9 protein-coding genes and 1 pseudogene are annotated in these 12768 nt (G+C 56.1%); 3 read left to right on the top strand and 7 right to left on the bottom strand.

Features of this window, described 5'->3' with window-relative positions:
• Positions 1-106 precede the first annotated feature (106 nt).
• Positions 107-3541: a DNA polymerase III subunit alpha gene (gene dnaE / locus BBW69_RS05555; RefSeq protein WP_188210682.1), complete on the bottom strand. Its 3435-nt coding sequence runs from the start codon at positions 3539-3541 to the stop codon at positions 107-109.
• Between the two features lie 217 nt (positions 3542-3758).
• Positions 3759-3980: pseudogene (locus BBW69_RS10135) on the bottom strand (ABC transporter ATP-binding protein/permease); the annotation flags it as partial.
• Between the two features lie 321 nt (positions 3981-4301).
• Between BBW69_RS10135 and BBW69_RS05545 the strand changes: the two are divergent.
• The 3 genes from BBW69_RS05545 (at position 4302) to BBW69_RS05535 (ending at position 5687) form a co-directional block, all read left to right on the top strand.
• A complete protein-coding gene (locus tag BBW69_RS05545; RefSeq protein ID WP_002240013.1) occupies positions 4302-4535 on the top strand; it encodes an RNA-binding S4 domain-containing protein in 234 nt (77 codons plus the stop codon).
• Complete coding sequence (locus BBW69_RS05540) at positions 4513-4716, top strand: oxidoreductase-like domain-containing protein (protein WP_188210680.1); 204 nt, start codon at positions 4513-4515, stop codon at positions 4714-4716. The genes BBW69_RS05545 and BBW69_RS05540 overlap by 23 nt, the downstream gene beginning before the upstream one ends.
• Before the next feature lie 134 nt (positions 4717-4850).
• On the top strand, positions 4851-5687 hold the full coding sequence (locus BBW69_RS05535) for a PHP domain-containing protein (protein WP_188210679.1): 837 nt from the start codon (positions 4851-4853) through the stop codon (positions 5685-5687).
• 51 nt (positions 5688-5738) lie between these two features.
• On the opposite strand, the gene BBW69_RS05530 is transcribed toward BBW69_RS05535, so the two are convergent.
• From BBW69_RS05530 to BBW69_RS05510, 5 genes are all read right to left on the bottom strand, one after another.
• Positions 5739-7031: a valine--pyruvate transaminase gene (locus BBW69_RS05530; RefSeq protein WP_188210761.1), complete on the bottom strand. Its 1293-nt coding sequence runs from the start codon at positions 7029-7031 to the stop codon at positions 5739-5741.
• A gap of 55 nt (positions 7032-7086) precedes the next feature.
• Positions 7087-8997: a nucleoside-diphosphate sugar epimerase/dehydratase gene (locus BBW69_RS05525; RefSeq protein WP_188210678.1), complete on the bottom strand. Its 1911-nt coding sequence runs from the start codon at positions 8995-8997 to the stop codon at positions 7087-7089.
• A 47-nt stretch (positions 8998-9044) separates the two neighbouring features.
• Positions 9045-10220: a DegT/DnrJ/EryC1/StrS aminotransferase family protein gene (locus BBW69_RS05520; RefSeq protein WP_188210760.1), complete on the bottom strand. Its 1176-nt coding sequence runs from the start codon at positions 10218-10220 to the stop codon at positions 9045-9047.
• Between the two features lie 137 nt (positions 10221-10357).
• The gene (locus tag BBW69_RS05515; RefSeq protein ID WP_188210677.1) at positions 10358-11599 is read right to left on the bottom strand and encodes a NeuD/PglB/VioB family sugar acetyltransferase; all 1242 of its coding nucleotides are present in this window, start codon (positions 11597-11599) and stop codon (positions 10358-10360) included.
• Positions 11592-12764 (bottom strand): glycosyltransferase, encoded by a 1173-nt coding sequence (locus BBW69_RS05510; protein WP_188210676.1) that lies wholly within the window; start codon positions 12762-12764, stop codon positions 11592-11594. The genes BBW69_RS05515 and BBW69_RS05510 overlap by 8 nt, the downstream gene beginning before the upstream one ends.
• Between the last annotated feature and the right edge of the window lie 4 nt (positions 12765-12768).

Raw genomic sequence — 12768 nt, 5'->3', positions numbered from 1 at the left:
AACGCTCTGCCCCTTAAAGCTTCCGCTTTAAGGGGCATCGTTTATTTCGGTTAAAAAATGCCGTCTGAAACCGGTTTTGGGTTTCAGACGGCATTTATGTTTTGGGTTACCAGTTGACGTGCACCGACCGGCTGCCAAGCAATGTTTCCAGTTCGTCAAACAAGCCGGTGCTTGGCGTTACCATCCATTTTGGCGCAATTTTCAATTTGCCTGATGCTTTGCCGTTGCTGTACGACAGTTGCAGTGGGATGTGCGACGTGTCGGGCAGGCGGTGGGCGGTGAGGATGGCTGCGAGGCGCGTGATGTCGTGGCCGGGGGCGAGGGCGAGGGAGAGGCTGCGGGCGTAGCGTTCACGCGCCATTTGCAGGGTCATAACTTGGTTTGCCATAATGCGCAGCCCGTCGCCGCCGCCGTAATCATCGCGGCTGACTTTGGATTCGATAATCAGCACTTGGTCGGATTTGAGGTAGTCGGCGCAGTTTTCCAGCGTCTGGCCGCTGACCATGATTTCAATCTGTCCGCTCAAATCTTCGAGGCTGACGAAGGCGATTTTGCCGCGTTTGCCCATCATGGTGCGCACGGCGGTCACGAATCCGGCGAGGCGCACACTGTCTTGCGGTTTCAGACGACCTAATTTGGTCGGGGCGATTTGGCGGACTTCTTGGGCATATGGGCTGAACGGGTGGCCAGAGAGGTAGAAGCCGATGACGGTTTTTTCTTCGGCGAGTTTTTCTGATTCGCTCCACATGGGCGCGTCAACGAGCCGCACCGGTTCGATGGCGTCTTCCATCATGTCGAAAAGTCCGCCCTGATTGGCGTTGGCGGCTTTTTGATCGGCGTTGTTCATGGCGAGGTCGATGTTCGCCAAGAGCATGGCGCGGTTGGGTTCGATGCTGTCGAACGCGCCGCCGCGTATCAGGGCTTCGAGGGTGCGGCGATTCATGTGTTCTTTGCCGACGCGCTCGCAGAAGTCCAACAGGCCCGTAAACTTGCCGCCGCTTTGCCGCGCGGCGATGATGGATTCGACGGCTGCTTCGCCAGTGCCTTTAATCGCGCCGAGTGCGTAGCGGATTTTCATGTTCGGATATGGCGTGAAGCAGTAGTCGGATTCGTTGATGTCGGGCGGCAGGAACTCGATGCCGTTGGCGCGGCAGTCGTCGTAGAAATGCTTGAGTTGGTCAGTGTTGTCCAATTCAGACGACATGGTTGCCGCCATAAATTCGGCAGGGTAGTGGGCTTTGAGCCATGCGGTCTGGTAGGAAATCAGGGCGTAGGCTGCGGCGTGGGATTTGTTGAAACCGTAGCCGGCGAATTTTTCCATGTAGTTGAAGATTTCGTCGGATTTTTCGCGAGAAATACCTTGTTTTGCCGCGCCTTCGGCGAAGATTTCGCGGTGTTTCACCATTTCTTCGGGCTTTTTCTTACCCATGGCGCGGCGCAACAAGTCAGCGCCGCCGAGCGAGTAGCCGCCGATAATCTGCGCCGCCTGCATCACTTGTTCCTGATACACCATAATGCCGTAGGTCGGCGCGAGGATGCCTTCGAGCAGCGGGTGGATGTATTGGAATTCCTGCCCCTTCATGCGCGCAACGAAGTCGGGGATGTTGTCCATCGGGCCGGGTCGGTAGAGCGATACGAAGGCGATGAGTTCTTCAAACTTGGTGGTATGCGCCGTTTTCAGCATTTTTTTCATACCGGTCGATTCGAACTGGAAGACGGCGGTGGTGTTCGCATCTCGGAAGATTTTGTAGGCGGCCTGGTCGTCGAGCGGGATTTTGCCGACATCGACAATATCGCCGGTGGTGTTTTTGATGTTGTTCTGCGCCATTTCGATAATGGTCAGGTTGCGTAGACCCAAAAAGTCGAATTTCACCAAACCCACGTCTTCCACGTCGCCTTTGTCGTACATGGATACGGGCGAGGCGGATTCGTCCGCCTGATACACGGGGCTGTAATCGGAAATCTTGCCCGGCGCAATCAACACGCCGCCCGCGTGCATACCCAAACCGCGCGTCAGGTCTTCCAACTTTTTCGCCAGCGTAATCAGTTCGTCCGCTTCTTCCGCTTCGATTAATTCCTGAATCTGCGGCTCGGCCTCCATGGCTTTTTCCAAACTCAGAGGTTTGTTGGCTTCCAACGGAATCAGCTTCGACAGTTTGTCGCACAGGGTAAACGGCAGCTCCAGCACGCGCCCTACGTCGCGTATCACCGCTTTGGACGACATCGTGCCGAAGGTCACAATCTGGCTGACCGCTTCCGCACCGTATTTTTCGCGTACATATTCAATCACTCGGCCGCGGTTTGCCTGACAGAAGTCCACGTCAAAGTCGGGCATGGAAACGCGTTCAGGGTTTAAGAAACGTTCGAACAGCAGCGCGTATTTGAGCGGATCAAGGTCGGTAATCTTCAATGAATACGCCACCAGCGAGCCTGCACCCGAGCCGCGTCCCGGTCCGACCGGACAGCCGTGCGTTTTTGCCCAGTTGATAAAGTCTTGTACGATAAGGAAATAGCCGGGGAATTTCATCTGGATGATGATGTTCAGCTCAAAATCCAAACGTTCCTGATATTCCGGCATTTTCGCCTCCCGTTCCGCCTCGTCGGGATAAAGCTGAACCATGCGTTCCTGCAAACCCTCGTTGGACAGCTTCACCAAATAATCGTTCAGCGACAGGCCGTCCGGAGTAGGGAAGAGCGGCAGGAAGTTTTTGCCCAATGTGATGTGCAGATTACAGCGTTTGGCAATTTCCACCGTGTTTTCCAAGGCTTCGGGCAAATCGGCGAAACGTTCGGTCATCGTTTCCGGCGGAATGAAAAACTGGCTCGGCGTGAAATCGCGCGGACGTTTTTTGTCCGTCAATACCCAGCCGCCCGCGATGCACACCCGCGCCTCGTGCGCGTTGAAATCGTCGCGGCTCATAAACTGTGTCGGATGCGTCGCTACCACCGGCAAACCCAGTTCCTCCGCCAGCTTCACGCTGCCGGAAACGCAAGCCTCCCATTCGGGGTGTTCGGGCAGGCGTTGCAGCTCTAAATAAAACGCATCGGGGAACCACGCCGCATACTTCAACGCCGCCGCACGCGCCGCATCTTCATTGCCGTTCAACAGATTCACGCCCACTTCGCCGTAATGCGCGCCACTCAAACAAATCAAGCCGCTGTTGTCGCCGCTTTCCAGCCATTCGGGATTGAGTTCCGCATGATGGATATTGCGGTCTTTGCCGACATAGGCCTCCGTTAAAAGCTCGCTCAAGCGCAGATAGCCCGCATCGTTGCGGATAATCAGCATGGCGCGGAACGGCTTGTCGGGCGCATTCAGATTGCCTATCCATACATCTGCCGCGCCGATGGGTTTAATCCCTGCACCGCGGCAGGCTTTATAGAATTTCACCAAGCCGAATTCGTTCATCAAATCGCTGATGCCCAAAGCAGGCAAACCGTATTCCTGCGCTTTGGCAATCAGTTTTTTAATCCGCACCATACCGTCGGTAATCGAAAATTCGGTATGCAGGCGCAGGGGGATGTAGGTCGGCTCGGTCATGGCAAAATCGGCGTGAACAATAAAAGGCGTATTGTAGCAGGGTTGTCTTTAGATGGCGGTGTGGGTAATGCCGTTTCGGATTCAGACGGCATGACCTGCAAATGTTTTTGAGCTTTTACGACGGTAAAAAAATGCCTCCTGCCGTATGGCGGAGGCTTCCCAAGAAGTATTGATAGATATAAAGTACTACCAAACTAGTCATAAAGAACTATATACCTTATTCAGACGGATGGCAAGCAGTTAAATTAATTTTACGTTCAAACAGGTTTTTGATTTCGTTTTGATGGCTGATGCCGATGACCAGCGTATCGGGCAGTTCGTGTTTGAGGAGGTGCATTAGCGTCAATGCGGATTCGTCGTCGAGCTGGTTGGTGGCTTCGTCGAGGAACAGGATTTGCGGTTTGTGCAGCAATGCGCGGGCAAGGCTGAGCCGCTGCTGCCTTCGAGCAATACCCATTCGGGGGCGCAGGCTTTGAGGGTGATACCGGAGAGCAGTTTGCCGCCGCTTTGGGTGTGGACGGTCAGGTCTTGCAGGATGAAGATGCCGCCTGTTTTGTTGCCGGACGGTGATGGGTCGGGCTTTTGTATTGCGGCTGCCGTTGGACAGGGTTTCTTTGAACGGATTGCGGCATATGGGGTTTCAGACGGCATTTTTACTTTTACGGAACAGGTGTGCGGGATATCCTGCCGGCTTTGCGGTAATTTTGGGTACGGCAGCGGCAGGTGCTACAATAACGGCCTCTTTCTGAAAGGGGACATTATGGAAGCCACTGTCTATCTTGAAGACAACGAATACATCGCCTTGTGCGACCTCTTGAAATTGGCCGGACTTGCCGAAAGCGGCGGGCAGGCGAAAGCGTTTATCGCCGAAGGGCTGGTGTTGCGCAACGGCGAAACCGAAACCCGCAAAACGGCCAAAATACGCGGCGGCGAAGTCATCGAGTTTGACGGCGCGCGCTTGGAAATCGCCGATGGATACGACCCTGAAGCATAAAGCCGAAGCCCTTTTGGGCGAGCCGCTTTTAGACGAACCCATCCGCCCCGAGTCGTGGGAATGCTGCGGCAGCGACTGCGGCGAGGCGTGCATTCAGACGATTTATTGGGCAGATAAGGCCCGCTACGACGCGCAACGGCGGAAATTGAAAGAAGCGGGTTGGTCGGACGATGCCGTCTGAAAATGGTTGGGAATAACGGCATAGGGACTTTTCCTTTGAATTTGCCATACACCCGTTTTTTAAAATGACCGCCGTACCCACACCAACCGATAATATTTTCTCCTGCTCATCATTTACCACACACATAACGCCCCATGATAGACCTGCACTGCCATTCCACCGTTTCCGACGGTATGCTCTCCCCCGCCGAAGTCGTGCGCCTCGCGCATCAAAACGGCTGCACGCTGCTGGCGTTGACCGATCACGACCACACCGGCGGCATCGCCGAAGCGCGTGCCGAAGCCGACAGGCTCGGTTTGCGCCTGATTAACGGCGTGGAAATTTCCGTAACGTGGCGCGGGCGTACCATACACGTTGTCGGTTTAGATTTCGACGAGCAGGACGAAAACCTGCAAAATCTGTTGGCGCAAGTGCGGCAAGGCCGTCTGAAACGTCTTGAAGCCATCGCCGCCAAGCTCGAAAAGAAAGGCATCGGCGGCGCATACGACGGCGCACTGGCACTGGCGGCAAACAAAGAAATGGTCAGCCGCACCCACGTCGCCGAGTTCCTCATCCAAGCGGGACATGTCAAAAACAAGCAGCAGGCGTTCACCAAATACTTGGGCGACGGCAAATCCTGCGCCGTCCGACACGAATGGGCGACGCTGGAAGACTGCGTCTCCGCCGTCAACGGCGCGGGCGGCATGGCAGTCATCGCCCACCCCATGCGCTACGATTTGTCCGCCACCGCCAAGCGCAATCTGTTTGAAGAATTTAAAAACCTCGGCGGCGCAGGCATCGAAGTCCACAGCGGGAACTGCTGCAAAAACGACCGCCTCAACTACGCGCTTTTGGCAGAACGCTTCGGTATGCTTGCCAGCGCGGGCAGCGACTTCCACCGTTTAAATGACTTCAGCGGCGGCATTCTCGGCGCGTGTCCCGAGCTGCCGGAAAACTGCAGGTCGGTGTGGGCGCATTTTTCCCGACATTGAATGCGGATAAAAATGCCGTCTGAAAACCTTTCAGACGGCATTTTTTGCGGTTTAAACGTTGTCGTACAGTTTTCGGACGGTTTTACCGATGGCGGCAATGCCTTTTTTCAGCGTTTGAGCGTCCTGCGCGATGCTCATGCGGATGCACTCGCCTGCGTGCGGGTAATCTTGCGTGTCGATGCCGACGAAGAAATGCTCGCCCGGAATAATCAGCGTACCTTCGGCTTTGAGCATTTCGTACAGGGTTTGCGAAGGAACGGGCAGGTTTTCAAACCAGAGCCACAGGAAAATCGCGCCTTCGGGCTTGTGGATTTTCATCGGATACGCGCCCAGCTCGCGCTTGAGCAGGGCGACGGCGGTTCGCGCCTGATTGCGGTAAAACGGCCGGATGACTTGGTCGGCAAGCCGTTTCATCTCGCCGCTTTCCAGTAGCGGGGCGGCGATGGCCGCGCCGAAGCGCGTGGGGGCAAGGTTCACAATCGCGTTCAGGCTGCTGACGGCTTTGACGACTTCGGGCGCGGCGACGATGATGCCGGTGCGAACGCCCGGCAGGCCGACTTTGGACAGGCTGAAGCAGAGGATGATGTTTTCGTGCCAGTTGAGCGTCACATCGCTGTAAATAATATTCGGGAACGGCATTCCGTAAGCGTTGTCGATAATCAGCGGAATGCCGTGTTCTTGCGCCAAAGCGTCCAAACGCGCCATCTCGCCATCGGTCAACACATTGCCGGTCGGGTTGGTCGGGCGCGAACAGCAAATCGCGCCGATTTTGCCCGCTTTGAGTTCGGGCAGGTTTTCCAGTGCGTCAAAGTCCACGCGGTATTTGAAGAAGCCTGCTTCGCCTTCGTGTTCGACGTTTTCGATTTTGGGCTTGACGGAAACGAAGTGCTGCCCTTCAACATGCACGTCGGCATAGCCGATGTATTCGGGCGCGAGCGGCAACAAAATGGCTTTTTCTGCGGATGTGCCGTCTGAAAGGTTGAATTTGCCGCCGAAGAGGTTGAATAAATAGAAAAACGCGTTTTGCGAACCGTTGGTCAGCGCGATATTGTCGGCGGTCAGATTCCAGCCGTATTCGCGGTTGAGGAAGGCGGTCAGCGCGTCAATCAGCGCGGCATCGCCTTGGGGGTTGGAGTAGTTGCCGATGTTTTCGACGGCGTGTTCTGCCGCCAGTTTGGAGAATATGTCGGCGAACGCCCGATCGATTTCCGGGATGCGCGCCGGATTGCCGCCGCCGAGCATGTTGACGGGCTTGTCGCTTTTGAGCGCGTCGCCGAGGTCGTCCATAAGTTGCAGGATGCCGCTGTGTTGCGTGAATTTTTCGCCGAATGCTGAAAACTGCATGTCAAACTCCGTGTGAGTAAGGTAGGTTGGTTTGTACGTTATGCCGTCTGAAGGTTCAGACGGCATTTTTTGTGTGTGTTTCTCGTACCCAAAGCAGGTCGCAGATGCCGTCGCTCGGGGCAAAGCCGGTCGGGGCGTTGATGAGCAGGGTACGGATTGCCTGCTGGTCGTAACGGTCGCAGGCCGCACGGATGTGGTCGAGCAGGGCGGAGAGCTCGTGCCACGGCAGCATGGTTTCGTTGGCGGTCATGATGCGCGGATGGCCGGTTTTGCGGACGTTGTCGCCGATGAGCAGCTCTTCGTAGAGTTTTTCTCCGGGACGCAGTCCGGTAATGAGGATTTCGATGTCGCCGTCGGGTTGTTCGGGTGTTTTGGGTTTGAGGCCGCTTAAGGTAATCATTTGGCGGGCAAGGTCGATGATTTTGACGGATTCGCCCATGTCGAGGACGAATACGTCGCCGCCCGTACCCATCGCGCCTGCCTGTATGACGAGTTGGGCGGCTTCGGGTATGGTCATGAAATAACGTGTGATTTCGGGGTGGGTCAGGGTAAGCGGGCCGCCTTCTGCAATCTGTTTTTCAAACAGCGGGACAACGGAGCCGGACGAACCTAAAACATTGCCGAAACGCACCATGCTGAAGCGGGTTTTTTGTCCGGGTTCGGCGGCGAGCGCCTGAAGGCAGAGTTCCGCCATGCGTTTGCTGGCACCCATGGTGTTGGTGGGGCGGACGGCTTTGTCGGTGGAGATGAGGACGAAGGTTCTTACGCCAGATGCCGTGGCGGCAAGCGCGCACTCGAGTGTGCCGAAGATGTTGTTGCGTATGCCTTCGACGGTGTTGAATTCGACCATGGGGACGTGTTTGTAGGCGGCGGCATGGTAAACGGTGGAGACTTGGCCGGCGGTCATGATGCGCGTGAGTAGCGTGCGGTTCTGCACCGAGCCGAGGAAGGGCAGGATTTCGGTATCGGTATTGTTTTGGATGCAGTATTCGCGCAATTCTTTTTCGATGGCGTACAGGGCGAATTCGGATAATTCGAACAGCAGCAGCTTTTCGGGGCGGCGACGGATAATCTGGCGGCAGAGTTCCGAACCGATGGAGCCGCCGGCACCGGTTACCATCACGGTTCTGCCGGCAATGTCGGCATTCATGAGGCGGTCGTCGGGCGCGACGGAATCACGTCCGAGCAGGTCGGACACGGAGATTTTTTTGAGCGTGCCGATGCTGATTTTCCCGTCCATCAGGTCTTTCATTCCGGGAATGGTCAACACTTCGCACGGATAGGCTTCCAGTTTGCTGATGATTCGGCGGCGTTGTTCCTGGGTCGCGCTGGGAATGGCGAGCAGGATTTTTTCCACGCCGTAGCGTTCGATGAGGAAGGCGATGGCATCGGGCTGGTAAACGGCAAGATCGTAGATGACGGTGTGCCAAAGCTTGGGGTTGTCGTCCACAAAGGCGACCGCGGAATATTCGCGTATCTGTTTGACGGCCTCGAGCAGTTGTCTGCCCGATCGTCCCGCGCCGTAAATGATGACGGGGGTCATATGTTTTTTTTGGTGGTCGGATAAAAGGCCGCGTATGACCATGCGGGATCCGGTTACGGAGACAAGCAGCAGCAGAAAGTAGACAACGGGCAGGGCGAGGCGCAATTTTTCTTCAAATATCAGCGTATTGAGGAAAAACAGTACGGCGGAGACGAGGCTGCCGGCAAAGGCGGTGGTCAGGACGTGGAAACTGACAAAGCGTGTAACGGCACGGTAGAGCCCCATTCTGACGAACAGGCCGATGGTCAACAGCGCGGTCAATAGGAAAGACTGCCAGTTGGCAGGGTCGAACCATTCGTTCGAGTAGTCGGCCTTCAGGCTTTGGGTAAACCAGAAGGCGGTGAAAATCATCAGAAAATCGTGTATGAGGAAACAGATTTTCTTGATGTTGCGCGGTAGGGCAAGCAGGGTTTCCAGAGTCATATCGTGGGGCGGTATGTGCTTTCAGGCGGCATATGCCGTCTGAAGGGTTATCGTGTGGCTTCGGTCAATACGGCTTCGATGTGTTCTTTGCAGAACGCGATTTCGTCGTCGGTCAGCGTCGGGTGCACCAAGAACATCAGGCTGGTGTCGCCCAGTTCGACGGCGTTTTTCAAACGCTCTTTCGGACGCCACGGCGTGTCGTCGAAGGCTTTTTCCAAATAGACTTCGGAGCAGCTGCCTTGATAGCAGGGGACTTTGCACGCGTTCAGTTCGCTGACGATGCGGTCGCGCGTCCAGCCGTCTTTCAGGTGTTCGGGTTTGACGAAGACGTAGAACTTGTATTGCGCGTGTTCGATGTAGTCGGTGACTTCAACCAAACGGATGCTGGCAAATTTGCCTAAGCTTTCAGCCAGTTTGGCAGCGTGCGATTGACGGCGGGCAGTCCATTCGGGCATGCGTTTGAGCTGGATGCGGCCGATGGCAGCCTGCATTTCCATCATGCGCCAGTTGGTGCCGAAGCTTTCGTGTAACCAGCGGAAACCGGGTGCGTGTTCGCGGTGGTACACGGCATCGTAGCTTTTGCCGTGGTCTTTGTACGACCACATTTTGCGCCACAGCGCTTTGTCGTTAGTGGTGACCATGCCGCCTTCGCCGCCGGTGGTCATGATTTTGTCTTGGCAGAATGACCATGCGCCGACGTGTCCGATAGAGCCGACGGATTTGCCTTTGTATTTCGCGCCGTGTGCTTGGGCGCAGTCTTCAATCACCCACAAATCATGTTCTTTTGCCAAAGTCATGATGCCGTCCATTTCGGCGGGCATACCGGCAAGGTGGACGACGATGACGGCTTTGGTATTCGGTGTCAGTGCGGCTTTGATGGTTTCCGCGCTGATGTTTTGGCTGTTCAAATCCACGTCGGCGAACACGGGGTTTGCGCCTGCGTTAACGATGCATGACGCGGAGGCAAGGAAGGTGCGCGAGGTAACAATCACATCGTCGCCTGCGCCTATGCCCATTGCTTTGAGCGCGACATCGAGTGCCAGCGTGCCGTTGGAAAGAGCGACGGCGTACCGCGTGCCGGCGAAGGCGGAGAATTCTTTTTCAAATTCGCGGCATTCGCTGCCCGTCCAGTAATTGACTTTGTTGGACAGCAGGACTTTGGAAACGGCATCGGCTTCTTCTTGGGTAAAGCAGGGCCACGGGGAGAGGGAGGTGTTCAGCATGGTGTTTGGTCCGTCGGGTTCAGACGGCATTTCTGACAATATGCCGTCTGATGGAGGGGTTTTGCGTGTCCCGATGAATCGGTCGCACGTCGCAGGTGTTGTCAAAATCGGTTTGTACGGAGGTTTATTTTAATCTCTTATGCCGTCCCGGTCTTGGGGTTTTTGCCCGTAAGGGGTTTTGCCGGGTTGCCCGCGACGGTCATACCGTCCGGGATGTCGCACACGATAACCGCCCCCGCGCCGGCGATAACCCCGCTGCCGACGGTTGTCTGCTGGCGGCTGCAAGCGCCCGTGCCTATCCAGCTTTCTTCGCCGATATGCGTGTTGCCCGACAGGTGCGCGCCCGGGCTGATGTGGACGAAAGCGTCAAGCAGGCAGTCGTGATCGACGGTGGCGGCAGTGTTCACAATCACGCCGTCTTTCAATACGCTGCCTGCCTGTACGACTGCCTGAGCCATGACGACGCTGCCCTGACCGACGGTTGCCGACGGGGAAACATATGCGTCCGGATGAATCAGGACGGGCAGTTTAAAGCCGAGCGCGGCGGCGCGTCCGGCGATTTGGCGGCGGATGTGGTTGTTGCCGACGGCGACGGCGACGTCGTATTGTTCGGGCGATAAACTGTTTTCAAGCAGCAGCGTCGTGCCGATGACGGAAAAGCCGTTGACGCTGCCTTGTGCGCGGTCGTCCAGAAAAACGATTTCCCTGTACCGGCCGAGTGCGGCGGCAAGGTCGGCAACGACTTTTCCGTGTCCACCTGCGCCGACGACGGCAAGTTTGCGTTTTCCTGTGAAAGGGGGCATGGTGGCTTCGCCCTGTGCGGAAATCCCTTCCTTGATTAATACTTTTTTAACCGTCAGCAGTAGGATTTTGATGTCGAGGCACAGGCTGAAGTGGTCGATATACCAGATGTCGCATGCGAAGCGTTCGTCCCATGAGGCGGCGTTGCGCCCGTTGACCTGCGCCCAGCCGGTAATGCCGGGTTTCATTTCGTGGCGGCGGTTTTGGAAATGGTCGTACAGCGGCAGATATTGCATCAGCAGCGGGCGTGGGCCGACCAGGCTCATGTCGCCTTTGAGGACGTTCCACAGTTCGGGCAGTTCGTCCAAACTGGCGGCACGCAGTTTTTTGCCGAACGGTGTCAGGCGTTCTCCGTCGGGCAGCGGAATGCCGTCTGAATCAAGCGCGTCGCGCATGGAACGGAATTTGACCATTTTAAAAGGTTTTCCGTCCTTTCCGGGGCGTTCCTGAATGAAGAAGACGGGCGAACCCAGATTCTTGCGGATGAGGTACGCCAAAATCAGGAAAACGGGTGAGAGGACAATCAGCCCCGATGCAGATGCGATGATGTCGAACAGGCGTTTGACGGCTTTACTCATTTGCCAATCTTTCAATCAGGTTGACGATTTTCCGATAGGAAATGTCGCGCCTGAAGCGGCGGACGATTTCATCGAACTGTATGGCCCAGTTTTGTTTTGCCATCAGGCTTTCGGCGGCACGGGCGAAGCTGTCTGCATCGCCGGAACGGTAGTTTTCGTGCGGCAGCAGGTTCAGGAGGTCGAGGACTTCGGCATTGGTCTGGCTGTTCAGCACGGGTTTTTGCAATGCCATGTAGTCGGAAAGTTTGTTGGTAACCGACTGCATGGCGTGGCTATGGATGGCGTTGACGGCGATGTCGCAGCCTTTGGCGACCGACATCATTTCGGCGTAGGGGAGGTAGCCGTAAAACTTGATGGCGTGGTTTTCATGCTGTTTCAGCTTTTCTAGGTCTGGGCCGCCGCCCATGATGTGCAGTTCGACGTTTTTCCCGCTGTCCAGAAGTTTCTGTATCCCCCTGCAGGCAGTATCGACATCGTAGCTGTGACTGAGCGTGCCGAAATAGAAGAAGCGGGTTTTGACCGTGTCGAAACGGTGTGCGGGCGAGGATGTGATGGTGGGGAAATCCGCGCCGATATAGACGGTTTCGGCGGGGACGTCGGGACGTGCCTCGCGGGCGCGGCCGAGGTAGGTTTGCGATACGGCGACCAATGCGTCGGCGCAGCGGTAGGCGCAATCGGCGCGGTCGGCAAAGGGCAGCAGGTTGTGGGGGATTTTTTTCAAAAACGGTACGACCGAGGAGAAGGATTCCGGCCATACGTCCTGTACGTCGATAATCAGTTTGTAGTTCAAACGCGCTTTATGCCTGCCTAAAAGCAGGTTGGTCGCCATCAGCGGATAGGCGGAATAGACGATGTCCCATTCGTGCGGGCGGCAACCTTCTAAGAGGCGTTCGAAATTTTTGACGAAGGTGCGGTGGCTGGCAAGCCGTGCCAGTGAGACGTTTTTGCCGTATCCCGGCTCGTCCAGCAGTATGACCTTCAGGCGCTCTGCGGAGGCGTTTCGGGCATCTTCATGCCGTCTGAAGGATTTGTCGTAGTGGCGGAAACGGCTGGTAATCAGCAACACGTCGTGCGATTGCGACAACAGTTCTGCCAGATACCAAAAGCGGTTGAAATACGGTTCGGACGGCAGCGAGCAGTATGGGGCGACTATGGTGATGTTCATCGGC

Source organism: Neisseria sp. RH3002v2f (assembly GCF_014596375.1).
Classification (GTDB): Bacteria; Pseudomonadota; Gammaproteobacteria; order Burkholderiales; family Neisseriaceae; genus Neisseria; species Neisseria cinerea.
The sequence above is the reverse complement of the archived record's forward strand: the minus strand, read 5'-3'. Positions and strand labels throughout refer to the sequence as shown.

Excerpts from the sequence above, each read along its gene's own strand:
- BBW69_RS05535 (WP_188210679.1), top strand. The coding sequence starts at position 4,851 with ATGATAGACCTGCACTGCCATTCCACCGTTTCCGACGGTATGCTCTCC.
- dnaE (WP_188210682.1), bottom strand. The coding sequence starts at position 3,541 with ATGACCGAGCCGACCTACATCCCCCTGCGCCTGCATACCGAATTTTCG.
- BBW69_RS05520 (WP_188210760.1), bottom strand. The coding sequence starts at position 10,220 with ATGCTGAACACCTCCCTCTCCCCGTGGCCCTGCTTTACCCAAGAAGAA.
- BBW69_RS05540 (WP_188210680.1), top strand. The coding sequence starts at position 4,513 with ATGGATACGACCCTGAAGCATAAAGCCGAAGCCCTTTTGGGCGAGCCG.
- BBW69_RS05525 (WP_188210678.1), bottom strand. The coding sequence starts at position 8,997 with ATGACTCTGGAAACCCTGCTTGCCCTACCGCGCAACATCAAGAAAATC.
- BBW69_RS05510 (WP_188210676.1), bottom strand. The coding sequence starts at position 12,764 with ATGAACATCACCATAGTCGCCCCATACTGCTCGCTGCCGTCCGAACCG.
- BBW69_RS05515 (WP_188210677.1), bottom strand. The coding sequence starts at position 11,599 with ATGAGTAAAGCCGTCAAACGCCTGTTCGACATCATCGCATCTGCATCG.
- BBW69_RS05530 (WP_188210761.1), bottom strand. The coding sequence starts at position 7,031 with ATGCAGTTTTCAGCATTCGGCGAAAAATTCACGCAACACAGCGGCATC.
- BBW69_RS05545 (WP_002240013.1), top strand. The coding sequence starts at position 4,302 with ATGGAAGCCACTGTCTATCTTGAAGACAACGAATACATCGCCTTGTGC.